Source organism: Agromyces solani (assembly GCF_058349925.1).
This window is the reverse complement of the sequence record NZ_JBYRER010000001.1, coordinates 1,044,498-1,066,590: the sequence shown is the minus strand read 5'-3', so window position 1 is coordinate 1,066,590 and position 22,093 is coordinate 1,044,498. Positions and strand designations below refer to the sequence as shown.

The following is a 22,093-nucleotide window of genomic DNA, read 5'->3' as shown; positions in this document are numbered from 1 at the left end:
TGGGCCGGTCGCCGTGCGCGCCGCGCTCGAACCCGCGCGCCTCGAGCGATGACCTGCGTCACCGGGTTCGCCTTCTGGTCAGAGTGACTGTAAGCTGGCGTCACGCGAGTTCGAGTCATCCTGACCTGAACCGCTCGGCCGGAGGGAGCGCGACATGCCGCACCAGCACGACGCCCCGACGCGCCTCGCCGTGTCGACGGTGATCTTCGCCCTGCGCCCCGACGCCTCCGGGCGAGCGGTGCTGTGGACCCCGCTCGTGCGCCGCACCCGCGAACCGCAGCTCGGGCTGTGGGCGCTGCCGGGCGGCTGGCTCCCCGTCAACGAGGAGCTCGAGGTCGCCGCCGCCCGCACGCTGCGCGCGACGACGGGCCTCGCGCCCAAGTACCTCGAGCAGCTCTACACGTTCGGCGAGGTCGACCGCTCCCCCGACGCGCGCGTGATCTCGGTCGTCTACTGGGCGCTCGTGCAGAGCGACGAGGCGGCTCGCGCCGTCGCGGGGCCGAACGTGCGGTGGGTGCCGGCCGACACGCTGCCCGCACTCGCGTTCGACCACAACCGGATCGTCGAGTACGCGCTCTGGCGGCTGCGCACGAAGGTCGAGTACACCGAGATCGCGCACGCCTTCCTCGGCGAGACGTTCACGCTCGCCGAGCTGCGCGAGGTGTACGAGGCGGTGCTGCAGCGCCCGCTCGACCCCGCCAACTTCCGGCGCACGATGATCGCCTCGGGCCGGCTGCGCGAGACCGGCGAACTCCTCGCAGGTGCGGCGCACCGACCGCCGAAGCTGTACCGCTACGTCGCCTCGACCCGCACGGCCGAGGCCCGAGAACCGTTCCAGAGCGAGAGGCCCGCCTCATGACCATCACGACACCCGACACGCGCAGCGCGGCATCCGTCGACCGCAGCCTGCGGCTCATCGCGACCGGTGCCGCGCCGGGCGCGAGCTGCGCGCCCGAGCTCGCGAAGGGCCCGTGGGAGTTCGACGCGGGCCCCGCGGGCTACGGCCCGGGCGCCTCGATGGGCGACGTCATCCCGACGGGGTCGCCCCGCCAGGGCGCGCTGCCCGAGGCGTACCGCCGCGCCTCCGACGACGAGCTGCACGAGCGCATCCGCGCCGCGAAGGCGACGCTCGGCGACCGCGTCGTCGTGCTCGGCCACTTCTACCAGCGCGACGAGGTCGTGCAGCACGCCGACTTCGTAGGCGACTCCTTCCAGCTCGCGAACGCCGCCCTCACCCGGCCCGACGCCGAGGCGATCGTGTTCTGCGGCGTGCACTTCATGGCCGAGACCGCCGACCTGCTGTCACGTCCCGACCAGGCCGTGATCCTGCCGAACCTCGCCGCCGGCTGCTCGATGGCCGACATGGCCGACCTCTCGAGCGTCGAGGAGTGCTGGGAGCAGCTCGCCGAGGTCTACGGCGACCTCGACGCGGTGGATGCCTCGGGGCGGGTGCCCGTCGTGCCGGTCACCTACATGAACTCGTCGGCGGCGCTCAAGGGCTTCGTCGGACGGCACGGCGGCATCGTGTGCACCTCGTCGAACGCCCGCACGGTGCTCGAGCAGGTCTTCGAGCGCGGGCAGCGCGTGCTCTTCTTCCCCGACCAGCATCTCGGCCGCAACACGGCGAAGGCGATGGGCGTGCCGCTCGAGCGGATGCCGATGTGGAACCCGCGCAAGCCCCTCGGCGGCTCCTCGGCCGACGAGCTCGCCGATGCGAAGGTCATCCTCTGGCACGGCTTCTGCTCGGTGCACCGGCGCTTCACGGTCGACCAGATCGCCGAGGCCCGTGCGAACCACCCCGGCGTGCAGGTCATCGTGCACCCCGAGTGCCCGATGCCGGTCGTCGACGCCGCCGACGCCGCGGGCTCGACCGACTTCATCGTGAAGGCGATCGCCGCCGCTCCCGCCGGTTCGACGTTCGCGATCGGCACCGAGATCAACCTCGTGCAGCGGCTCGCGGCCGAGCACCCCGAGCACACGATCTTCTGCCTCGACCCGGTCGTGTGCCCGTGCTCGACGATGTACCGGATCCACCCGGGCTACCTCGCCTGGGTGCTCGAGGAGCTCGTCGAGGGGCGCGTCGTCAACCGCATCACGGTCCCGTCCGACGTGGCCGAGCCCGCGCGGCTCGCGCTCGAGCGCATGCTCGCCGCGAAGCCTCCGGCGGCGGCGCCCGCCCCCTCAGCGGTCGCGGGAGCCTGAGATGACGCGCGTGCTCGTCGTCGGCGGCGGCATCGGCGGCCTCTGGGCCGCGGTGCGGGCCGCCGACGCCGGGGCGACCGTCGAGCTCGTCACGAAGACCGAGCTCGCCGAGACGAACACCCGCTACGCGCAGGGCGGGATCGCCGCGGCGCTCTTCCCCGACGACTCCGCAGAGCGGCACCTCGCCGACACGCTCGCGGCCGGGGCCGGTCTCGCCGACCCCGAGGCGGTGCGGGTGCTGTGCGACGAGGGGCCGGCGCGGGTGCGCGACCTCATCAGGTTCGGCGTCGCGTTCGACCGCGGCGAGTCCGGGCTGTCGCGCGGCCTCGAGGCGGCGCATTCCCGCGCGCGCATCGTGCACGCCGGCGGCGACGCGACCGGCGCCGCCATCGAGGCGGCGCTCGTCGCGACCGTGCGGCGCCGCGCCGTGCGCATCGACGAGCGCACCATGCTCGTCGACCTCATCGTCGAGCCGGGGTCCGATGGGCGGCCCGTCGTCGTCGGCGCCCGGCTGCTCGGCCCGGACGGTGCGATCGTCGAGCGCTTCGCCGACGCCGTCGTGCTCGCGACGGGCGGCAGCGGATGCCTCTACCGCCGCACGACGAACCCCGACGTCGCGACCGGCGACGGTGTCGCGGCCGGGTGGCGCGCCGGCGCCTCGGTCGCCGACCTCGAGTTCACCCAGTTCCACCCGACGGCGCTCGCCGCACCGGGCACGCCCCTCATCTCCGAGGCCGTGCGCGGCGAGGGCGCCGTGCTGCGCGACGCCTCGGGCGCGAGGTTCATGCTCGACGAGCACCCCGACGCCGAGCTCGCCCCGCGCGACGTCGTCGCCCGCGCCGTGTGGCGACGCATGGCGGAGCAGGGCGGCGAGCCCGTGCGGCTCGACGCGACCGCGCTCGGCGCGACGTTCCTCGCCGCACGGTTCCCCGGGCTCGACCGCGTCGTGCGCGAGGCCGGGTTCGACTGGGGCGGCGAAGCCGTGCCGGTGACGCCCGCCGCGCACTACGCCATGGGCGGCATCGTCACCGACCTCGACGGCCGGTCGACCCTGCCCGGGCTCTACGCCGTGGGCGAGTGCGCCCGCACGGGCGTGCACGGCGCGAACCGCCTCGCCTCGAACTCGCTGCTCGAGGCGGCCGTCTTCGGCGAGCGCGCCGCGCGGGCGATCACGTCGGCTTCCGCCGGGAGCGCCGGCTCGAGCACCACCGATCCAACCGGCCCCGCACCGAATGTCGGAACCTCCGAACGACGGGCCGCACGCGACGCACCTGCAGACGGTGTGTCGCCCGAAAGCTCCTCCAGTGCGAATCCGGCCACGGCTCGCGATGCCCTCGCCGGGGTCCGCCCGGCGGACGGCACGTCACGGAACGTCGACCGCGGCGCCCTGCAGGAACTCATGTGGCGCCGGGTCGGGCTCGAGCGCGACGAGCGGGGGCTCGCCGAGGCATCCGCGCGGCTCGAGGCCTGGACGGCGCCGACGCCGGTCGACCGCCGCACGGCGGAGGACCGCAACCTGCTCGACCTCGCCCGCCTGACGGTCGACGCGGCGCTCGCCCGCCGCGGGAGCGTCGGCGCGCACTTCCGCACCGACGACTCGATCGGGCGCGGCGCGACCGCCGCCCGACCGGACACGACCCGCACCCGCCTCGAGGAGGCCGCCTGATGACCGACGCCCGCGAGATCGACCGCATCGTCACCGCCGCCCTCGACGAGGACGCCCCCTGGGGCGACCTCACCGGCGAGACCCTTATTCCCGTCGACGCGACCGCGACGGCCGAGCTCGTCGCCCGGGAGCCCGGCGTGCTCAGCGGCATCGACGTGTTCGCGGCGGCGTTCCGCCTCGTCGATCCGCGCATCGCGGTCGAGCCCCTCGCACGCGACGGCGAACCGTTCGCCGCGGGCGCCGTGCTCGCCCGCGTGCAGGGACCGGCGCGCGGCATCCTGCGCGCCGAGCGCGTCGGGCTCAACCTGGTGCAGCGCATGTCGGGCATCGCGACGCTGACGGCGCGGTACGTCGCCGCCGTCGCCGGCACCCGGGCGCGCATCGTCGACACGCGCAAGACGACGCCGGGCCTGCGCAGCCTCGAGCGGCAGGCCGTGCGCGACGGCGGCGGACGCAACCACAGGCGTTCCCTCTCGGACGCGGTCATGGCGAAGGACAACCACCTCGCCGTGCTCACGGCCGGCGGCGTCGACCTCGCGACGGCGCTCCGCGCGGCCCGCGACCGGATGCCGCACACCGCGCACCTCGAGGTCGAGGTCGACCGCGTCGACCAGATCGAGCCCGTGCTCGAGGGCGGCGCCGACACGATCATGCTCGACAACTTCACGACCGACGAGCTGCGCGCGGGCGTCGCGCTCATCGACGGGCGCGCGATCGTCGAGGCGTCGGGCGGCGTGAACCTCGACACGGTCGCCGAGATCGCGGCGACCGGGGTCGACGTCGTCTCGGTCGGGGCGCTCACCCACTCGGTGCGATCGCTCGACCTCGGGCTCGACGTCGCGGTGGATGCGAGCGCGCCGGCCGCGGGCGCCACGACCGGTACCGGCGCGGGCGCCGCCGCTGACGAGTTCGCCGCGAGGCACCCGTGATCTTCCTCGATCACGCGGCGACCACGCCCGTTCGCCGCGAGGTGCTCGAGGCGATGTGGCCGTACCTCACCGGTGCGTTCGGCAACCCGTCGAGCCGCCACGGCTTCGGCGACGAGGCGGCGCGCGCCCTGGCCGATGCCCGTGCGGCGGTCGCCGAGGCGATCGGCTGCCGACCCGGCGACGTCGTCTTCACGAGCGGCGGCACCGAGGCCGACAACCTCGCGATCAAGGGCCTCTCCCTCGCGAACCCGCGCGGGCGGCACGTCGTCATCTCCCCCGTCGAGCACGAGGCCGTACTCGAGTCGGCCGCCTACCTCGCCCGGCACCACGGTTTCGAGGTCGACGAGGTCGACGTCGATGCGGGCGGCCGGGTGTCGGCCGACGCGCTCGCCGCCGTGCTGCGGCCCGACACGACGCTCGTCTCGGTGCAGCTCGCGAACAACGAGGTCGGCACCGTGCAGCCCGTGACCGAGCTCGCGGGGCTCGCCCGCACCGCCGGCGCACTCATGCACACCGACGCGGTGCAGGCGGCCGGACGGCTGCCGCTCGGGCTCGACGCGCTCGGCGTCGACGCGATCTCGCTCGCCGGCCACAAGATCGGCGCGCCGAAGGGCACGGGCGCCCTCGTGGTGCGCGGCCGGCTGCCCCTCGAGCCGGTGCTGCACGGCGGCGGGCAGGAGCGCGGTCGCCGGTCGGGTACCGAGAACGTCGCCGGCGCGGTCGCCTTCGCCGCCGCGCTGCAGTCGGCCGAAGCCGAGCGCGTCGACGCGTCGGCGCGCATCGGCGCCCTCGGCGCACGACTCGCGGAACGCGTGCTCGCCGAGGTCCCCGAGGCGCGGCTCACGGGCGACGCCGAGCACCGGCTGCCCGGCACGGTCTCGTTCGTGTTCCCCGGCACGAGCGGCGAGGCGGTGCTGCTCGAGCTCGAGCGCGAGGGCGTGGTCTGCTCGAGCGGGTCGGCCTGCGCGGCCGGTCGCGACGATCCGTCGCACGTGCTGACGGCGATGGGCGTGCCCGCCGCGATCGCGCAGACCGCGGTGCGGTTCACGCTCGGCTCGGCCACCACCGCGGGTGAGATCGAGGATGCCTCGGCGGCCGTCGCCCGGGCCGTGTCGGCGGTGCGCGCTATCGTGGCCACATGAGCGATTCGATTCCGACCCCGCCCGCCGACGACCTCGAGCGCGACCACCGGCTCGAGACCGAGCTCGCGCCCGAAGAGTCCCTGCTCGAGGGCTGGCTGCCCCGCCCGACGCCGACCGACGGCCCGGCTCCGGCTCCCTGAGCCGCGATCGCCTCGACTGGTCGAACGCGGTCGCCGAGACGACCGCGTTTCCATGCGTTCCGATCGATCTCGGCTTTCGGGAATAGCTCGTCGCCCGTCTCGGGTTGACCCACCTGTTCCTTGAATTCCTTCCGCACCTTTTCACGCCTCGACGCACGTTCCGGCGCGACTCAGCGCCGATCTCGATTGGAAACGTCTCTGTGACCGAACGCGCCGTATCCGACCTCACCCCCTCGACCGCTTCAACGCCGGCGATCGACCTCGACGCCGCCGCCCAGGACGCGGCGGTCGTCGCCCACCAGCCCGCCCACGGGGCGAGCAACAACCGCGTCATCTGGCTGCTGCTCGCCGCCACCTTCGTCGTCTTCCTCAACGAGACGATCATGGGTGTCGCGATCCCGCACCTCGTCGACGACCTGCAGATCACGCTGTCCGCGGCGCAGTGGCTCACCACCGCGTTCATGCTGACGATGGCGGTCGTCATCCCGATCACGGGCTTCCTGCTGCAGCGGTTCCCGACCAGGCCGATCTTCATCACGGCGATGAGCCTGTTCTCGGCGGGCACGCTGATGGCCGCGCTCGCCCCGGGCTTCGAGGTGCTCCTCGGCGCCCGCGTCGTGCAGGCGACCGGCACGGCGATCATGATGCCGCTGCTCATGACGACGCTCATGACCCTCGTCGCCCCCTCCGACCGGGGGCGGTTCATGGGCCGCGTCTCGATCGTCATGTCGGTCGCGCCCGCGATCGGGCCGACGATCTCGGGCCTGATCCTGAACTACCTGACCTGGCGGTACATGTTCTGGCTCGTGCTGCCGATCGCGCTCCTCATGCTCGTCATCGGCATCCGCCGCGTCGAGAACGTGAGCGAGACGCGCAAGCTGCCGATCGACGTGTTCTCCGTGATCCTCTCGGCGTTCGGCTTCGGCGGACTCGTATACGGGCTCAGCCTCGTCGGCGGCGTCGTGAGCGGTCGCAGCGCGGCCGACGCCCCGGCCATGTGGATCTCGCTCGCCGTCGGCCTCATCGGCATCGCGGCGTTCATCGTGCGCCAGCTGCTGCTGCAGCGCCACGATCGCGCGCTGCTCGACCTGCGCACCTTCACCTCGCGCAACTTCGCGCTCTCCGTGGCCCTCATGGTCGTCATGATGGCGGCACTGTTCGGCACGATCATCCTGCTGCCGATCTACCTCCAGGACGTGCTCGGGCTCGAGCCGCTCTACACGGGGCTCCTGCTGCTGCCGGGCGGACTGATCATGGGCCTGCTCGGGCCGACCGTGGGCCGGCTCTACGACCGATTCGGGCCGACCCCGCTGCTCGTGCCCGGCTCGATCGTCGTGTCGGGAGTGCTGTGGAGCCTGACCATGGTGAACGAGCACACCTCGCCGTGGCTCGTGCTCGTGGCGCACGTCGTCATGTCGGCGGCGCTCGCGTTCATGTTCACGCCGTTGTTCACCTCGGCGCTCGGCTCGGTCGAGCCGCGCTTCTACTCGCACGGCTCGGCGATCGTCGGCACCGTGCAGCAGGTCGCCGGTGCCGCGGGCACGGCGCTCTTCATCACGGTCATGACCTCGCGATCGGCGGTCGCCGAGGCGGCCGGCGTCTCGACCGTCACGGCGAGCGCGAGCGGCATCAGCTCGGCGTTCATGGTCGGCGCGGTCCTGTCGCTCGTCGCGATCGTCGGCGCGTTCCTCATCCGCCGGCCGGCCGACATGGAGCACGGCGCGCCAGTCGGGCACTGAGCCGGTGACGCGCGAAGGGCGAGGGAGCAGCGCTCCCTCGCCCTTCGTCCTCCGTCGTGCCGTCAGCCGCAGTTCGGCCGGCAGCTGCGCTGCGAGAGTGCATCGACGAGCACGGTCGAGAGGTCCTCGGGCTTCGTCGCCGAGTAGGCCGCGCCCTTCGTGACCTGCGCGATCTGCTGCATCGCCGCGAGGTCGGTGTCGGGTCCGAAGCCGATCATGATGACCGGCACCGGCTTCGTCGGGTCGTCGAGCTTCTTCAGTTCGGCGAGCAGCGTGTCGAGGTCGATGCCGTTCTCGTCTTCGTTGCGTCCGTCGGTGATGAGCAGGACCGAGTTGACCTTCTCGGGGTCGTACGTCTCGCGCACCCGCTTCACCGCAGCGAGGGTCGTGTCGTAGAGCCCGGTAGCGCCGCCGAGCCGGTCGGGCAGCGACTGGATGATGCCCGCGATCTGCTGCGTGTGCGCCGCGTCGGCGAGCGGGGCGATCGGCGAGAGGTCCTCGTAGTCGAGGTCGCCGTTGCGGGCGGTCGAGAAGATCCACACACCGAGCTCGACCTCGCCGGAGAACTTCTGCATGGCTCCGACGGCGGCCTGCTGGAAGACGTCGATGCGGCGCAGGCCGTTGGCCGCCGGCTCCTCCATCGAGCCCGACACGTCGATGACGGTGAGCATGCGCGAGCGCAGGGTGAGCACGCCCCAGGCGCGGAGGATCTCGAGCTGCGCCGCTCCGTCGAGCGCGGGCTCGGCCGCCGGTCCCTCGGTGCCGACGCCGGCGAGGTCGAGCTTGCCGCCGCCGTCAGGGGCGCGGAACCCGTGCGCCGCGAACGTCTTCTGCGCGTCGCGGACGGCCGCCTCGAACTCGTCGAGCAGCTTGCGCTTCGCCTTCTCGTCGCTCAGCCGAACGAACGGGAAGTCGAGCGAGACGGTGCCGTCGGCCGGATAGGCGGCCACGAGCGGTTCCGCCGGCTCCTCGCTGTTGTAGGCCGCGACCTGCGCCTCGCTCGTGATGACGACCGCGGGGGCGTCGCCGACCCCGAGCGCCCCGAACGCGGCACTCGTCGACGCCGGGATCGACTTGCCGAGCGCGAGCATCGCGCCGGCGAACTGCCGCGGGTCGTCGGGCGAGGCATGGCCGCGCAGGGCGAGCAGGCCGGCGAGGCTGGCCGCGGATGCCTCGGGGTCGGGCAGGATCGTCGGCAGTGCGCCGCCGAGCACTCGCGACCAGCTGACCGGCTCGCTGGCGAGCTCGGTCGCGTCGGTCGCGGCCGCGGCGAAGACGATCGGCGTCGAGGCGACCGATTCGCCGGCGGTCACAGCGGCTGCCGACTGGCCGAGCGATGCGGCCGTCGCGTCCATGCGGTCGAGCCAGACGCTCGACTCGGGCACCCAGGCGTCGGCCTCGACCGTGCCCGACGCGAGTACCGCGGCGGTGTCCGCCGAGTCCTGGGGCGTCACCTTCGTCGTCACGCAGTGCTCCGCCGATCGGTCGAACCGATCGGCGACCTCGGCGACGGCCGGGGCGATCGAGCGGTCGGCCACGACGACGAGCTGCTCGGGCTCCGTGCAGCCCGCCTCCGCCGAGGCGAGCAGCGGGTCGAGGTGACCGCCCACCCAGAGGAACACGCCCGAGCCGACGATGCCGATCACGGCCACGGCTCCGACGATGGACATGACGAATTTGCGGGCCGGCCTCTTCACCGGCGCCGCGACGGTATGACGTCCCACGGGCTCTCCAAGCAGACGGGGTTGGGGGCCCGCCGAATCCTTGAACGGGTTCCCCCGAACCGGGGAGCCCGGGGGAAGGATCTGCACCAGTGTAGGCGACGACCCTGCGAACACGAAGCCCCCTCGTCTTTGGCGACGGCGGGAAGGGGGTTGACGCCTCCGGTCCATCGCGGCTAATCAGGGAGTGCAGGCCCTGCACGAGGCATCCGAGGCGTACTCGATGGAGCACTTCGCGAACCGCGTCGAGGCGGGCGAACGACTGGCCGCCCGGCTCCTCGACCGGGTGCGCGCAGGCGCCGCCGCACCGATCGGCGACGCCGTCGTGCTCGGCCTGCCCCGGGGCGGGGTGCCCGTCGCCGCCAGGGTCGCCGATGCGCTCGGCGCACCCCTCGACGTGCTCGTGGTGCGCAAGCTCGGCACGCCGGGCCACGCCGAACTCGCGATGGGGGCGATCGGCGAGGAGGGGGCGATCGTGCGCAACGAGGACGTCATCGCCTCGGCGCGGGTCGACCGCCGCGAGTTCGACGCGGTGCTCCGGCGCGAACGCGCCGAGCTCGAGGCGCGCGTGGGGCGCTTCCGCGGCGACGCGCCGCCCGTACCGCTCGCCGGCCGCACCGCGATCGTCGTCGACGACGGCGTCGCGACCGGCGCGACGATGCGGGTCGCCTGCCGGGTCGCCCGGGCCCGCGGGGCCGCACGGGTCGTCGTCGCGGTCCCCGTCGCGGCGCCCGACAGCCTCGCCGACCTTCGCGAGTCGCCCGACGTCGACGACGTGGTCTGCCTGTCGACGCCGCCGGGATTCATGGCCGTCGGCATGCACTACCTCGACTTCAGGCAGACGGGCGACGACGAGGTCGCACGGCTGCTCGCCGAGCGACCCCGGGGCTGACGTCCCCGGGCCGGCCGGGTGCGTGCTCAGGACTCGAGCGCCCGCCTCCCGACCACGACGACGGTGTCGTCGTCGGCGTCGTCGCCGGCCACGAAGCGGGGCACGAGCCCGCCGTCGCGCATGAGCTCGGCGGCCGTCTCGGCCTGCGCCTCGCTCGTCTCGATGAGCAGGCTGCCGCCGGGGGCGAGCCGGTCCCGGGCCGAGGCCACGACCCGGCGGTGCACGTCGAGCCCGTCGCCGCCGCCGTCGAGCGCGATGAGCGCCTCGTGCTCGCGCGCCTCGGGCGGCATGAGCGCGATCTCCTCGGTCGGCACGTACGGCGCGTTGACCGCGAGCACGTCGATGCGACCCGCGAGCCCGGGCGGCAGGGCGGCGTACAGGTCGCCCTCGAAGACCCGGGCGCCGCGCGGTTCGAGGTTGCGCCGTGCGACACGCACCGCCGCGGGGTCGACGTCGGTCGCATAGAGCTCGACAGGGCCGGCGGTCTCGGCGACCACGGCACCGATGGCGCCGACGCCGCAGCACAGGTCGACGACGATCGCGGGGCGTCCGTGCGACCCGGCGGCACGGCGGGCGAGTCGTGCGGCCTCGGCGGCGAGCAGCTCCGTGCGATGCCGCGGCACGAACACCCCCGGTTCGACGACGAGCCGGAGGCCGGCGAACTCGGCCCAGCCGAGCACGACCTCGAGCGGCTCGCCGGCGACCCGGCGTGCGACGAGCGCCTCGCGTTCGGCCGCGTCGTCGGTCGCGGCGCCGAGCAGTCCGGCCTCCGCCTCCGCGAAGACGCAGCCCGCGGCGCGCAGGCGCGCGACGAGCGCGGGGTCGGGGGCGACGGGCATCCCCGAATCGTAATACGGCTGGCGCGCGTCCCACCGATGCCGTATGGTGCTCGACATGACCGCGTCGAACCGCAGCTGGTGGCCCGCCTCCTAGGCGGCCCGCGCGTTTTCGACGACTCACGACCGCCCGAGGGCGGTCGTTCCGTTTCTGCGGAGGGTCCATCCGAGGGCCCGACCCGGAGACACCATGACGAGACTCCTCACCGCCCTGCTCGCCGCGAGCGAGCCGCCGGCGTTCGCCGTCATCCGCCGCGAGCACGACGCGACGCTCGACGTGCTCGTCGGCGAGGTCGTCGACGTGGAGCGCCTCGCCGACATCCCGCTCGACGGCGCAGAGGTGCTCGCGCTCGTGCCGTTCCGGCAGGTGCGCGAACGCGGCTTCGACGCGCACGACGACGATGCTCCGCTGCGCTGCCTCGTCGTGCGCGAGCGCGAGCAGATGCCCGTCGATGTCGCCGTCGGGCTCCTGCCGAGGCATCCCGTGGTCATCGACGACTTGGGCGTCGACGTCGACGACGACGAGTACGCGGCCGTCGTGCGTCGCGTCGTCGATCGCGAGATCGGGCGCGGCGAAGGGGCGAACTTCGTGATCCGCCGCGAGTTCGCGGGCTCGACGACGGCGCCCGCCGGGCCGGCCGTGCTCGGCTGGTTGCGCGCGCTGCTCGAGCACGAGGCCGGCGCGTACTGGACGTTCGCGGTGCACACGCCGGGGTTCTCCGCGGTCGGTGCGACCCCGGAGCGGCACGTCTCGAGCGTGGGCGGGCTCGTCACGATGAACCCGATCTCGGGCACCTTCCGCCACCTCGACGGACCGCCCTCGGGCGACGCGCTCGCCGCGTTCCTCGCCGACGTCAAGGAGCGTGAGGAGCTCGTCATGGTCGTCGACGAGGAGCTCAAGATGATGAGCGCGGTGTGCCCCGACGGCGGCCGGATCCGCGGGCCGTTCCTCAAGCGCATGTCGCGCCTCACCCACACCGAGTACGTGCTCGAGGGGCGCAGCACCCTCGACCCGCGGGAGGTGCTGCGCCGCACGATGTTCGCGCCGACCGTGACCGGCTCGCCGATGGGCAACGCGTGCACCGTGATCGCCCGCCACGAGACGACGCCGCGCGGCTACTACGCGGGGGTGCTCGCCCGATTCACGCCGACCGCGTCGGGCTACGACCTCGACGCGCCGATCCTCATCCGCACCGCCTACCTCGACGCCGCCGGCACCGTGCGCGTGCCCGTCGGCGCGACGCTCGTGCGCCACAGCGACCCCGACGGCGAGGTCGCCGAGACCCACGCGAAGGCGGCCGGCGTGCTGACGGCGCTCGGCGCGATCCCCCGCCAGGGCGAACGACCGGGTGGATGCCTCGGCACCGACGCCGACGCGGCGGTCGACGACGCGGCCGAGTCGTCCGACCCCGCATCGCTCGCCGAGCGGAACGCCCACCTCGCGCCGTTCTGGATCTCCCCGCAGCCCGCGGCGGCGCCGCGCGGGGTGTCGGCGCTCGTCGTCGACGCGGGCGACGACTTCACGACGATGCTCGCGCACCAGCTGCACCACCTCGGAATCGCCGCGCGAATCGTGCCGTGGAACGAGGCGCCGCTCACCGCGGGCGAGGACCTCGTCGTGTTCGGGCCCGGCCCCGGCGACCCGCGCGACGCGACCGATGCGCGGATGTTCCGGCTGCACGAGCTCATCGCCGCGCGGCTCGCGCAGCGCGCCCCGATGCTCGCCGTCTGCCTCAGCCACCAGGTGCTCGCCCGGCTCGCCGGGCTCGCGGTCGCGCCGCTCGCCGCGCCCCAGCAGGGCGTGAAGCGCGAGGTCGGGCTCTTCGGCGAGCGCGCGGCGATCGGGTACTACAACACGTTCACCGCGTTCGACGCCGGGCTCGGCACAACTCCACGGCACGGGCTCGAGATCGCCGCCGACCCGAGAACCGGCGCCGTGCACGCCCTGCGGGGCGCCGGCATCGCTTCGGTGCAGGGCCACCTCGAGTCGGTGCTCTCGGTCGACGGGCTCGCGACGCTCGAGCGGCTGGTCGACGGGGTGCTCGAGCGGGCGACGGTCGTCACCCAGGATGCGGCCCTCCCCCCTTTCCTCGTCGGTCAGCCCGAGTAGCCGTCCCATGACGACGGATGACCGAGCCCGCGCCGATGCGGCCGGCGATCGTGGCGGCGGCGAGCGCAACCGGAAAGTTGCGACCCGAGGTGATGGACGCGTGACGTGGCGCGATGTACTCGTCGTCGTCGATGAGCGCGGCCGTCTCGAATCGGTCGCGCCCCGCGTAGCGCACCACGTATCCCCAGTCGGGCGTCGAAGTCCGCGAAGATCCCGGCGCTGACGACATCGGGTCCACCGGTGCGAGGGTGCAGATCACTCTGGCACATCGGCGCGCCCCCGAGAAACTCAGCGCTTCGGCTCGAGGTGCAGCCTGACCATCGGGATCTCGGGGTCCGCCTCGCCCGTCGCATCCACGATCGAGCGGTGCAGCATCGCCCAGGTCCTGGGGCGTTCGCGCGCGTAGCGGTCGAGCAGCGCCCGGCTCTCCGCCTCGTCGAGCAGTTCGGCACGGGCGGGCACGCGTCGGCGCCAGCCGACGCTCACGCCGCAGCGCGGCTCGGCCTCGAGGTTGCGGTACCACTGCGCCGTCGGGCCGAACCCCGAGGCGACGATGATGCGATCCCGCGACTCGTGCTCCGCGGCCTCGATGACGACGTACCGGCGTTCGCCGCTCCTCCGTCCGCGATGCTCGAGCATGAGCAGCCGGCCGAAGAACAGGAAGCCGAACCCCGCCTTGAACATCGGGATCGGCAGCCGGACCGCCCAACGCGTCGTCAGTATCCTCGCGCCGAGATCCATCGTGCTCCCCTCGTTCGTCGTGCTCAGTCGACCGCGGCGCGCTCGGCGGCGCGCTCGGCGGCCCGTCGCTCGCGCCACTCGTCCGCGAGGATCGCATAGGTGTAGCCGTCGATCCAGCCGAGCTCGGCGTGCCACGAGTCGCGCACGCCGTGCTGCTCGCGGCGCATGCCGAGCCGCTCCATCACCTTCCACGAGGCGATGTTGTCGGCGAAGCACCCCGCGGTCACGCGGTGCACCCCGAGTTCGTCGACGGCGAGGTCGATGAGCGACCGGGCGATCTCGGTCGCGTACCCGCGGCCGGCGTGGTGCGGGGCGACGCCGTAGCCGATGCCCGCCTCGGCGCGCACGTACTCGGCGGGGTCGCCGTGCGTCTGCCCCATGCCGTCGGTGATCCACAGCGATCCGGTGCCGACCACCTCATCGCCGAGCACGGCGATCGCCGAATGATCGAGCGGGTCGTCGATGCCGTCGAGCCAGGTCGTCGTGAACGCCTCGGGGTCGACCTCGGTGCGCAGCAGCCACCGCGTGACCTCGGGGCGGTTGCGCCACACGAGCACCTGCTCGATCAGTCGCCGGGTCGGCAGTCGGAGCTCGAGCGGGCCGGCGGGTCGCGGCCAAGCCACGTCGGAAGTCGTCATCCCTCCTGCCTACCAGCAGGCGCCGACGCCGTGCCACCCGTCAAGGGCTGCGCCGCTACTTCACGAGGCGCGAGAGCACTCGGTCGGCCAGCGGCTTGCCGCCCGTCTGGCACGTCGGGCAGTACTGGAACGTCGAGTCGGCGAAGATCACCTGCCGGATCGTGTCGCCGCAGACCTCGCACGTCTCGCCCGTCCTGCCGTGCACGCGCATCGCCCGGCGCTTCGCGTCCTTCAGTTCGGCGGGCGGGCGGCCGGATGCCACGGCGACCGCCTCGGCGAGGGTGTCGCGCATCGCGCCGTAGAGCACCTCGGTCTGCTCGGGCGTGAGCTTCGCCGCGAGCAGGTACGGCGAGAGCTTCGCCGCGTGCAGGATCTCGTCGGAGTACGCGTTGCCGATGCCGGCGAAGACGGACTGGTCGCGCAGCAGCCCCTTGATCTGGGTGCGCCGCCCGGCGAGGACCGCCGCGAAGTCGTCGAGGGTGAAGTCGGCCGCCGTCGGATCGGGGCCGAGCCGGGCGATGCCCGGGACCTCTGCCGGGTCGCGCACGACGTAGACCGCGAGCGACTTCTTCGTGCCGGCCTCGGTGAGGTCGAAGCCCGCCCCGTCATCGAGGCGCACGCGCAGCGCGAGCGGCGATCTGCCCGGCTTCACCGGGGTCTTCGGCACCTCGTCGTACCAGCGCAGCCACCCCGCCCGGGCGAGATGGAACACGAGGTGCGCCGCACCCGCGTCGACGTCGACGAACTTGCCGTGCCGGCGCACCCCACGGATGCGCTCGCCCTCGAGCGCCGACAGCGGCGGGTCGAACGTCTTCAGCGCCGAGATCGCCGCGACGCGCAGCGACGCGAACGCACGACCGGTCGTCCGCTCGTCGAGGAAGGCGACGAGCGCCTGCACTTCGGGAAGCTCGGGCACAGGGGAATCCTGTCACCGACGGGCGACATCCGCACCCGGGCGGCGATGAACGGCGTCAGCGCCGCCAGACGTACGGGGTCGTCGTGGAGACCTTCACGAGACCCGACCGCTCGAGGATCGGCCGCGAGAACTCGGTCGAGTCGCTGTGGATGTAGCGCTTCCCCATCGCGAGCGCGGAGCGCGCTCGCGCGGCCGTGAGCGCCCGGTAGATGCCGCGACCGCGCCACTCCTCGCGCGTCGCACCTCCCCAGATGCCCGCGAACTCCGATCCCTCGACGGGCTGGAGGCGCCCCGCGCTCACGATGCGGCCGTCGGCCTCGGCGATCCACAGTTCCGTGCCGTCGCCGCCGTCGAGCCGCTGCACGAGGTCGTCGGCCCGCTCGACCGAGACCGGATCGCCGAACACCTCGTCCTGCATCGCGCTCATCGCGCGGACGTCGCGCTCATCGGCGGCGCGGCGCAGCACGACTCCGTCGGGCAGCGGCACCTCGGCCGTGAGGAGGGCGGCCTCGCCGACCATGATCGACTCGGGCTCGTCGGCGACGTAGCCGTGCGCGACGAGCGCCTCGAGCAGGCCGGGCGCACGATCGTGCCCGCGCGTCTTCCATTCGACGGCGGTGATCGCGGGTTCGGCGGCGAAATCCGCGAGCACGCCACCGACGAGGACGTCGATCGCGTCGGCGTCGAACCCGTCGAGGTCGCGATAGCTCACGAAGCCGTACCCTCCCGGGAAGACGGCGAGCCGCAGTGGACCTCGCCGTTCGGCCCGCACCGCGTGAGCGGTCTCGGCGTCGGTGCGGAGCTGGTCGTCGTAGGCCCGCAGCAGTGCGGTGGCGTCGGTCATCGCTCAATGATGGCCCATCCGATCCGGCGCCTGACGAGGCATCCGCCTCGAACACGGCGCGACGGCCCCGGCGCGGCGACGCTGCCGGGTCAGCGGCCGACCCGCTCGGCCGCAACCGGCCCGCCGGCGACGAGGTCGACCGGTTCGCGCCGGATCACGAGCGACACGGCCACCGCGAGGACGACCGCGATGACGGCCATGAGCGCGAAGCTCCATTCCCAGCTGCCGGATGTCTCGTGCACGACGCCGACGAGCAGCGACCCCGCACCGGCGATGGCGTAGCCGCCGCCCTGGGCGATCGCCGAGACCACGCCGGCCGATGCCGCGTTCGCCGACATGCCGACGATGAGGCTGATGCCGAGCCCGAACGCGGCGCTCTGCACGGCGCCGAGGAGGCCCACGACGAGCACGAACTGATCGCCCGTCGCGACGTACAGCGCGCCGAGGCCGACGGCGACCGCGATGCCGAGACCCGGTCCGAACCATGCGAGCACCCGCGGCCTGCGGGCGAGCACCGGGGTGACGAGGGTCGGCACGAACCCGGCGACGCTGAACCACGCGAGCAGGGCTCCGCGCACCGCGGGCGGTTCGCCGCGATCGGCGAGGAACTGCGGGAGCCACGCGGTGACCGCGAAATAGAGCAGCGCCTGCAGCCCGAACACGGCCGTCACGAGGCCGATCGTGAGGCCGCCGCCCGACGGCAGCCGGAGCGGCGGATGCTCGACGGTGCGATCGTGTCGCGCGCCGCGCCGCGCCGCGACGGCCATGGCGGCCGTCGCGACGATCGCGAGCAGGGTCCACATCCCGAGCGCGATCGGCGCCGATCCCCCGCTCGCCGTGTAGGCCGGAACGACCAGGCCCGCGCCGAGCGCCGCCCCGACGCCGAACGACATGCTGCTCAGGCCGATCCAGAGCCCGCTCGCGCGGAGCTCCTTGAGGTACTGCGGCAGCAGGGTGCCCGCGGCCATGATCGCGACGCCCGCGAGGAAGGTTCCCGGCAGGACCAGTGCCGAAGCGGCGACCCGCAGCGCGAGCGCTGCGGCGAGGCCCGCCATCGACCACGTCAGCGCGCGGGCGACGCCGATGCGCCGCGCCAGCCACGGCCCGACCGGCGCGGTGAGGCCGAACGCGATCACGGGCAGCGTCGCGAGCACCGTGGCGTCGGCGGAGCTCAGCCCGTACGCGATCCGCGTCTCGTCGAGCAGTGCAGCGACCCCGGTGATGGCGGGGCGGAGGTTCACCCCGATCAGGAGGGCGGCGACGAGGCCGGCGGTCGTGCCGGCGCCCGTCCCGCGTTCGCGCCCGGCCCGCCCCTCAGGCGCCGACGACACGGAGGCCATCGGCGACGACCCGGCCGTCGTGGATGACGGTGCGGTCGCGACCCCGGTCCATGACGGCGCTCGTCGGCGTCTCGCCGTCGACGAGCACGAGGTCGGCTCGATCGCCGACCGCGACGCCCGGCCGGTCGCCGACGCCGGCGATGCGCGGCGACTCGTGCGACATGATGCTCGCGCCGCCCATGGTCGCCACGGCGAGCGCGAGCTCGACGAGGTCGTCGCGGCGGAATCCGTTGACGAACGCGAGCTGCCAGGTGCGGTCGAGCATGTCGCAGTTGCCGTACGGGCTCCAGTAGTCGCGCTGCCCGTCCTCCCCCAGGCCGACCCGCACGCCCGCCTCGGCGAGCGCGACGAGCGAGAGGTGGTTGCTCGTCGACGGCGCCACTGTCGCCATCGCGATGTCGAGCTCGGCGAACTCGTCGATGAGCCGGCGGCTGACCGCCTCGGACACGGCGCCCAGTTCGTAGGCGTGGGACATCGTGACCTTGCCCTGCATGCCGAGGGCGCGCGTGCGCTCGAGCACGAGCTCGGTGCTGAACACGCCGAGCTCGCCCGGCTCGTGCAGGTGGATGTCGATCTCGACCTGGTACTTCTCGGCGAGCCCGAAGACGATGTCGAGGTGCTTCGCGGGGTCGCGGTCGAGCTGGCTCGGGTCGATGCCGCCCATCACGTCGGCGCCCTGCTTGAGCGACTCCTCGAGGAGCTCGACGGTGCCCGGCTCGCGCAGGATCCCGGCCTGCGGGAACGTCATGATCTGCACCTCGGCGTGGCCGGCGAACTTCTCCTTCGCGGCGACGACCGAGTCGAACTTCTCGAGCTTGCAGTCGACGTCGACCTGCGCGTACGAGCGCACCCGCGTGGTGCCCTTCGCGATCATCTGCTCGAGCGTGCCCGCGACGATCTCGGCGTGCGGCACGTCGGTGTTGCGCCAGTTCTCGCGGTCGTTCATCATCATGCCCCAGACCCCGGGCCGGCCCGTGTGCTCGCGGAACGGCAGGCCGATCCGGCTCGAATCCAGGTGCACGTGCACGTCGCTGAACGCGGGCAGCACGAGCCGGCCCCGACCGTCGACCGCGTCGGCGACCGCTGCGGCCGCGTCGTGGGGCCGGATCTCGCTGATGCGCGATCCCTCGATGACGAGGTCGACGGGGTCGCCGCCCCAGGGGCGGACGTCACGGATGAGCATGGGCGATGTTCCTTTCGGCGGGGTCGACGGGTCCGGGCGCGAATGCGGCGGCCTCATCGGGATGGTGGCATGCGTTGGGTCCGGTCGGCACGACGTCGATGCAGTTCCGCCGACGATCCTCGTCCAGCAGCGCGAAGACCGGGCAGCGAGTGCGGAACACGCAGCCGCTCGGCGGGTTCGACGGGTGCGGCAGGTCGCCCACGAGCCGGATGCGCCCCGAACGGTCGGCGGTCGGGTCGGGCTTCGGCACCGAGCTGAGCAGCGACCGCGTATAGGGATGCCTCGGCGAACCGAACACCTCGTCGGCGTCGCCGTGCTCCATGATTCGGCCGAGGTACATCACGGCGATGTCGTCGGCGAAGTGCTTGACGACCGACAGGTCGTGCGCGATGAACACGTACGAGATGCCGGTGTCGGCCTGGATGTCCTGCAGCAGGTTGATGACCTGGGCCTGCACCGACACGTCCAGCGCCGAGACGGGCTCGTCGCAGATGACGACGTCGGGCTCGAGCGCGAGCGCCCGGGCGATGCCGACGCGCTGCTTCTGGCCGCCCGAGAACTCGTGCGGGAAGCGGTTGACGTGCTCGGGGCGCAGGCCCACCCGGTCCATGAGCGACTGCACGCGGCGCTTCATGCCCTCGGGCGGCGAGATCTTCTGCGCGACGAGCGGCGCTGCGATGACCCCGCCGACGGTCTGGCGCGGGTTGAGCGACGACGCCGGGTTCTGGAAGACCATCTGCACGCGCCGGCGGAACTGCGCGAGGTCGCGCCCCCTGAGGTCGGTGACGTCGGTGCCGTCGACGACGATGCGGCCCGCGGTCGGCTCGATGAGCCGCATGAGCAGGCGCCCGGTCGTCGACTTGCCGCAGCCCGACTCGCCGACGAGCCCGAGCGTCGTGCCGCGTTCGAGCGTGAACGAGACCCCGTCGACGGCCTTGACGACCGACCCGCGGCGGAAGAGCCCGCCGCCCTTGCCGAAGTACTTCGTGAGGCCTTCGACCTCGAGGATGGGCGTGCTCATGCGAGGACCCCTTCGTTCAGGTGGCAGCGCGACCGGTGGCCGTCGCCGTGCAGCTCGGGCCGCTCGGTGAAGCAGCGGTTGCCCGGCACGAGCTGCGCGACGGGGCAACGGGGTGCGAAGAGGCATCCGTTCGGGAGATCGACGAGCGACGGCGGGAAGCCCGGGATCGGCGTGAGGCGCCCGGCCTCGTCGGCCATCGAGGGCATCGAGGCGAGCAGGCCCTGCGTGTACGGGTGCGCCGTGTCGAAGAACGCGTCGTGCACGTCGGCCTGCTCGACGCACTGGCCGCCGTACATGACGACCACGCGTTGGCACACCTCGGCGACGACGCCGAGGTCGTGGGTGACGAAGATGACCGCCGAGCCCGTCTCAGCCTGGAGCGACGAGATGAGGTCGAGGATCTGCGCCTGCACGGTGACATCGAGCGCGGTCGTCGGCTCGTCGGCGATGAGCAACTCGGGCTCGCAGACGAGCGCCATCGCGATCATCGCGCGCTGGCGCATGCCGCCGGAGAACTCGTGCGGGTAGGCGTCGTAGCGCGAGACCGGGTCGGGGATGCCGACGCGGGCGAGCATGTCGATCGCGGTGGCCTTGGCCTGCTTGGCCGTCACCCGGTTGTGCACGCGGTAGGCCTCGGCGATCTGCTTGCCGACCGTGTAGAAGGGATGCATCGCCGAGAGCGGATCCTGGAAGATCATGCCGATCTTCTTGCCGCGGTAGGCGCGCATCGCGCGCTCGTCGAGGGCGACGAGGTCGACGCCCTCGAACATGATCCGGCCGCTGATCTGCGCGCTCGTGCCCTTGAGCAGGCCCATGAGCGCCTGGCTCGTGACGGTCTTGCCCGAGCCCGACTCGCCGACGATGCCGACGGTCTCCCCGCGCCGCAGCGAGAGGTCCATGCCGTTGACGGCGTGCACGAGGCCGTCGTCGGTCGGGAAGGCGACCTGGAGCCCCTGGATGTCGAGGAACGGTTCGGTGGCCATCAGCTGATCCTGACTCGGGGGTCGACCGCCGCGTACGACACGTCGACCACCACGTTCGCGATGATGATGAAGAAGGCGGCGAGCATCGTGATCGCCATGGTCACGGGCAGGTCGCCCGAGGTGGCGGCGCGCACGGCGGTGAAGCCGAGGCCCGGCACCGAGAAGATCTGCTCGGTGAGCACCGCGCCGCCGAGGAGGGCGCCGATGTCGAGGCCGAGCATCGTGATGATCGGGATGAGCCCGGCGCGCACGCCGTGCCGGAACGTGATGCTGCGGCGCGAGAGTCCCTTCGCCCTCGCCGTGCGCATGTAGTCCTCGCCGAAGGTCTCGATCATGTTGTTGCGCGTGATGCGGATGTACTGCGCGCTGAACAGGATCGCGAGGGCGATCCACGGCAGCAGGTAGTTGGCGAACCACGCCCCCGGCCCGGCCGGGCCGAACGGCGACGAGATCGTGTTGCTCGTGAACGGCAGCACGCGCAGCGTGCTCACGAAGACGAGGAGGAGCAGGAGCCCGGTGACGGGCACCGGCAGCGAGACGCCGATCGAGGCGGCGCCGACGATGAGCTTGTCGGTCGGCCGGCCCTTGCGGAGCGCGGCGAGGAGCCCGAGCCCGACGCCGAAGATCGTCCACAGCACGACGGCGCCGATCGCGATCGAGAGCGTGTACGGGAGCGCCCGGGCGATGACGTCGGTCACGTTCTCGTTCGTCTGGAACGACTTGCCGAGGCACGGCCAGGTGCACAGCTGCTCGGCGCCGGGGGCGCCGATCATGCGGTCGCCGACGAACCCCGAGAGGTAGTCGACGTACTGCACGAGGAAGGGCTGGTCCATGCCGAGCGCGACGCGCGCCTCGGCGATGCGCTCGGGGGTGCACTCCTGGCCGCACGCGGCGGCAGCGGGGTCGGCCGGGCCGAACTGGAACAGCGTGAACGTCACGAAGCTGACGACGAGGAGCAGGGCGAGGAGGGCGACCGACCTGCGGGCGAGGAATCCGAACATCACTGGGCCTGTGCGGGGCCGGCCTGCGCGGCCGGCCCCGCCCTTTCAT

Annotated in this window: 20 protein-coding genes; 9 read left to right on the top strand and 11 right to left on the bottom strand. The window is 73.0% G+C overall.

The genetic code is table 11. From position 1 onward, the window contains the following. The first annotated feature begins 154 nt into the window (after nt 1–154). The 7 genes from AC3RJ7_RS04985 (at nt 155) to AC3RJ7_RS04955 (ending at nt 7,818) form a co-directional block, all read left to right on the top strand. A complete protein-coding gene (locus AC3RJ7_RS04985) occupies nt 155–859 on the top strand; it encodes an NUDIX hydrolase (RefSeq protein ID WP_491454714.1) in 705 nt (234 codons plus the stop codon). After that, entirely contained in the window at nt 856–2,202 is a 1,347-nt protein-coding gene (gene nadA / locus AC3RJ7_RS04980) for a quinolinate synthase NadA (RefSeq protein ID WP_491454713.1), read from the top strand. The genes AC3RJ7_RS04985 and nadA overlap by 4 nt, the downstream gene beginning before the upstream one ends. Nucleotide 2,203: 1 nt before the next feature. Then, nucleotides 2,204–3,868, top strand: coding sequence for an L-aspartate oxidase (gene nadB, locus AC3RJ7_RS04975; protein ID WP_491454712.1), 1,665 nt, complete (start codon nt 2,204–2,206; stop codon nt 3,866–3,868). Then, nucleotides 3,868–4,797, top strand: coding sequence for a carboxylating nicotinate-nucleotide diphosphorylase (gene nadC / locus AC3RJ7_RS04970; RefSeq protein ID WP_491454711.1), 930 nt, complete (start codon nt 3,868–3,870; stop codon nt 4,795–4,797). Before nadB ends, nadC begins: the two co-directional genes overlap by 1 nt. Beyond that, the gene (locus AC3RJ7_RS04965; RefSeq protein WP_491454710.1) at nt 4,794–5,939 is read left to right on the top strand and encodes a cysteine desulfurase family protein; all 1,146 of its coding nucleotides are present in this window, start codon (nt 4,794–4,796) and stop codon (nt 5,937–5,939) included. The genes nadC and AC3RJ7_RS04965 overlap by 4 nt, the downstream gene beginning before the upstream one ends. Further along, nucleotides 5,936–6,079 (top strand): hypothetical protein, encoded by a 144-nt coding sequence (locus AC3RJ7_RS04960; protein ID WP_491454709.1) that lies wholly within the window; start codon nt 5,936–5,938, stop codon nt 6,077–6,079. The genes AC3RJ7_RS04965 and AC3RJ7_RS04960 overlap by 4 nt, the downstream gene beginning before the upstream one ends. Nucleotides 6,080–6,279: 200 nt before the next feature. After that, nucleotides 6,280–7,818: an MDR family MFS transporter gene (locus AC3RJ7_RS04955; protein ID WP_491454708.1), complete on the top strand. Its 1,539-nt coding sequence runs from the start codon at nt 6,280–6,282 to the stop codon at nt 7,816–7,818. Nucleotides 7,819–7,880: 62 nt separating this feature from the next. Here the strand turns inward: AC3RJ7_RS04955 and AC3RJ7_RS04950 are convergent, their stop codons facing one another. Continuing rightward, nucleotides 7,881–9,488 carry a VWA domain-containing protein gene (locus AC3RJ7_RS04950; RefSeq protein ID WP_491454707.1) on the bottom strand — a complete coding sequence of 536 codons (1,608 nt, stop codon included), beginning with the start codon at nt 9,486–9,488 and terminating at the stop codon, nt 7,881–7,883. A gap of 238 nt (nt 9,489–9,726) precedes the next feature. Here AC3RJ7_RS04950 and AC3RJ7_RS04945 point away from each other — a divergent pair, with 238 nt between their 5' ends. Next, nucleotides 9,727–10,431, top strand: a complete 705-nt coding sequence (locus AC3RJ7_RS04945; RefSeq protein WP_491454706.1) for a phosphoribosyltransferase — start codon at nt 9,727–9,729, stop codon at nt 10,429–10,431. Between the two features lie 26 nt (nt 10,432–10,457). Here AC3RJ7_RS04945 and AC3RJ7_RS04940 read toward each other — a convergent pair whose 3' ends face one another. Next, nucleotides 10,458–11,270 (bottom strand): putative protein N(5)-glutamine methyltransferase, encoded by an 813-nt coding sequence (locus tag AC3RJ7_RS04940; RefSeq protein WP_491454705.1) that lies wholly within the window; start codon nt 11,268–11,270, stop codon nt 10,458–10,460. 187 nt (nt 11,271–11,457) lie between these two features. On the opposite strand from AC3RJ7_RS04940, the gene AC3RJ7_RS04935 reads away from it, so the two are divergent. Then, nucleotides 11,458–13,377, top strand: coding sequence for an anthranilate synthase family protein (locus tag AC3RJ7_RS04935; RefSeq protein ID WP_491454704.1), 1,920 nt, complete (start codon nt 11,458–11,460; stop codon nt 13,375–13,377). A 288-nt stretch (nt 13,378–13,665) separates the two neighbouring features. On the opposite strand, the gene AC3RJ7_RS04930 is transcribed toward AC3RJ7_RS04935, so the two are convergent. The 9 genes from AC3RJ7_RS04930 to AC3RJ7_RS04890 form a co-directional block, all read right to left on the bottom strand. Further along, nucleotides 13,666–14,118, bottom strand: coding sequence for a nitroreductase family deazaflavin-dependent oxidoreductase (locus AC3RJ7_RS04930; RefSeq protein WP_491454703.1), 453 nt, complete (start codon nt 14,116–14,118; stop codon nt 13,666–13,668). A 23-nt stretch (nt 14,119–14,141) separates the two neighbouring features. After that, nucleotides 14,142–14,756 (bottom strand): GNAT family N-acetyltransferase, encoded by a 615-nt coding sequence (locus AC3RJ7_RS04925; RefSeq protein WP_491454702.1) that lies wholly within the window; start codon nt 14,754–14,756, stop codon nt 14,142–14,144. A 55-nt stretch (nt 14,757–14,811) separates the two neighbouring features. Beyond that, nucleotides 14,812–15,672 carry an Fpg/Nei family DNA glycosylase gene (locus AC3RJ7_RS04920; RefSeq protein WP_491454701.1) on the bottom strand — a complete coding sequence of 287 codons (861 nt, stop codon included), beginning with the start codon at nt 15,670–15,672 and terminating at the stop codon, nt 14,812–14,814. A gap of 55 nt (nt 15,673–15,727) precedes the next feature. Beyond that, a complete protein-coding gene (locus tag AC3RJ7_RS04915) occupies nt 15,728–16,516 on the bottom strand; it encodes a GNAT family N-acetyltransferase (protein ID WP_491454700.1) in 789 nt (262 codons plus the stop codon). Between the two features lie 89 nt (nt 16,517–16,605). Continuing rightward, nucleotides 16,606–17,847, bottom strand: coding sequence for an MFS transporter (locus tag AC3RJ7_RS04910; protein ID WP_491454699.1), 1,242 nt, complete (start codon nt 17,845–17,847; stop codon nt 16,606–16,608). Then, on the bottom strand, nt 17,831–19,039 hold the full coding sequence (locus AC3RJ7_RS04905) for an amidohydrolase (protein WP_491454698.1): 1,209 nt from the start codon (nt 19,037–19,039) through the stop codon (nt 17,831–17,833). The genes AC3RJ7_RS04910 and AC3RJ7_RS04905 overlap by 17 nt, the downstream gene beginning before the upstream one ends. After that, nucleotides 19,026–20,060, bottom strand: coding sequence for an ABC transporter ATP-binding protein (locus AC3RJ7_RS04900; protein WP_491454697.1), 1,035 nt, complete (start codon nt 20,058–20,060; stop codon nt 19,026–19,028). Before AC3RJ7_RS04900 ends, AC3RJ7_RS04905 begins: the two co-directional genes overlap by 14 nt. Beyond that, nucleotides 20,057–21,043 (bottom strand): ABC transporter ATP-binding protein, encoded by a 987-nt coding sequence (locus AC3RJ7_RS04895; RefSeq protein ID WP_491454696.1) that lies wholly within the window; start codon nt 21,041–21,043, stop codon nt 20,057–20,059. The genes AC3RJ7_RS04900 and AC3RJ7_RS04895 overlap by 4 nt, the downstream gene beginning before the upstream one ends. Then, nucleotides 21,043–22,044 carry an ABC transporter permease gene (locus AC3RJ7_RS04890; protein WP_491454695.1) on the bottom strand — a complete coding sequence of 334 codons (1,002 nt, stop codon included), beginning with the start codon at nt 22,042–22,044 and terminating at the stop codon, nt 21,043–21,045. Before AC3RJ7_RS04890 ends, AC3RJ7_RS04895 begins: the two co-directional genes overlap by 1 nt. Nucleotides 22,045–22,093 lie beyond the last annotated feature (49 nt).

What these genes read in the sequence shown, in the direction of transcription:
- AC3RJ7_RS04985 (WP_491454714.1), top strand. Translation starts at nt 155, where the DNA reads ATGCCGCACCAGCACGACGCCCCGACGCGCCTCGCCGTGTCGACGGTG.
- nadA (WP_491454713.1), top strand. Translation starts at nt 856, where the DNA reads ATGACCATCACGACACCCGACACGCGCAGCGCGGCATCCGTCGACCGC.
- nadB (WP_491454712.1), top strand. Translation starts at nt 2,204, where the DNA reads ATGACGCGCGTGCTCGTCGTCGGCGGCGGCATCGGCGGCCTCTGGGCC.
- nadC (WP_491454711.1), top strand. Translation starts at nt 3,868, where the DNA reads ATGACCGACGCCCGCGAGATCGACCGCATCGTCACCGCCGCCCTCGAC.
- AC3RJ7_RS04960 (WP_491454709.1), top strand. Translation starts at nt 5,936, where the DNA reads ATGAGCGATTCGATTCCGACCCCGCCCGCCGACGACCTCGAGCGCGAC.
- AC3RJ7_RS04950 (WP_491454707.1), bottom strand. Translation starts at nt 9,488, where the DNA reads ATGTCCATCGTCGGAGCCGTGGCCGTGATCGGCATCGTCGGCTCGGGC.
- AC3RJ7_RS04940 (WP_491454705.1), bottom strand. Translation starts at nt 11,270, where the DNA reads ATGCCCGTCGCCCCCGACCCCGCGCTCGTCGCGCGCCTGCGCGCCGCG.
- AC3RJ7_RS04935 (WP_491454704.1), top strand. Translation starts at nt 11,458, where the DNA reads ATGACGAGACTCCTCACCGCCCTGCTCGCCGCGAGCGAGCCGCCGGCG.
- AC3RJ7_RS04930 (WP_491454703.1), bottom strand. Translation starts at nt 14,118, where the DNA reads ATGGATCTCGGCGCGAGGATACTGACGACGCGTTGGGCGGTCCGGCTG.
- AC3RJ7_RS04925 (WP_491454702.1), bottom strand. Translation starts at nt 14,756, where the DNA reads ATGACGACTTCCGACGTGGCTTGGCCGCGACCCGCCGGCCCGCTCGAG.
- AC3RJ7_RS04915 (WP_491454700.1), bottom strand. Translation starts at nt 16,516, where the DNA reads ATGACCGACGCCACCGCACTGCTGCGGGCCTACGACGACCAGCTCCGC.
- AC3RJ7_RS04905 (WP_491454698.1), bottom strand. Translation starts at nt 19,039, where the DNA reads ATGCTCATCCGTGACGTCCGCCCCTGGGGCGGCGACCCCGTCGACCTC.
- AC3RJ7_RS04900 (WP_491454697.1), bottom strand. Translation starts at nt 20,060, where the DNA reads ATGAGCACGCCCATCCTCGAGGTCGAAGGCCTCACGAAGTACTTCGGC.
- AC3RJ7_RS04895 (WP_491454696.1), bottom strand. Translation starts at nt 21,043, where the DNA reads ATGGCCACCGAACCGTTCCTCGACATCCAGGGGCTCCAGGTCGCCTTC.
- AC3RJ7_RS04890 (WP_491454695.1), bottom strand. Translation starts at nt 22,044, where the DNA reads ATGTTCGGATTCCTCGCCCGCAGGTCGGTCGCCCTCCTCGCCCTGCTC.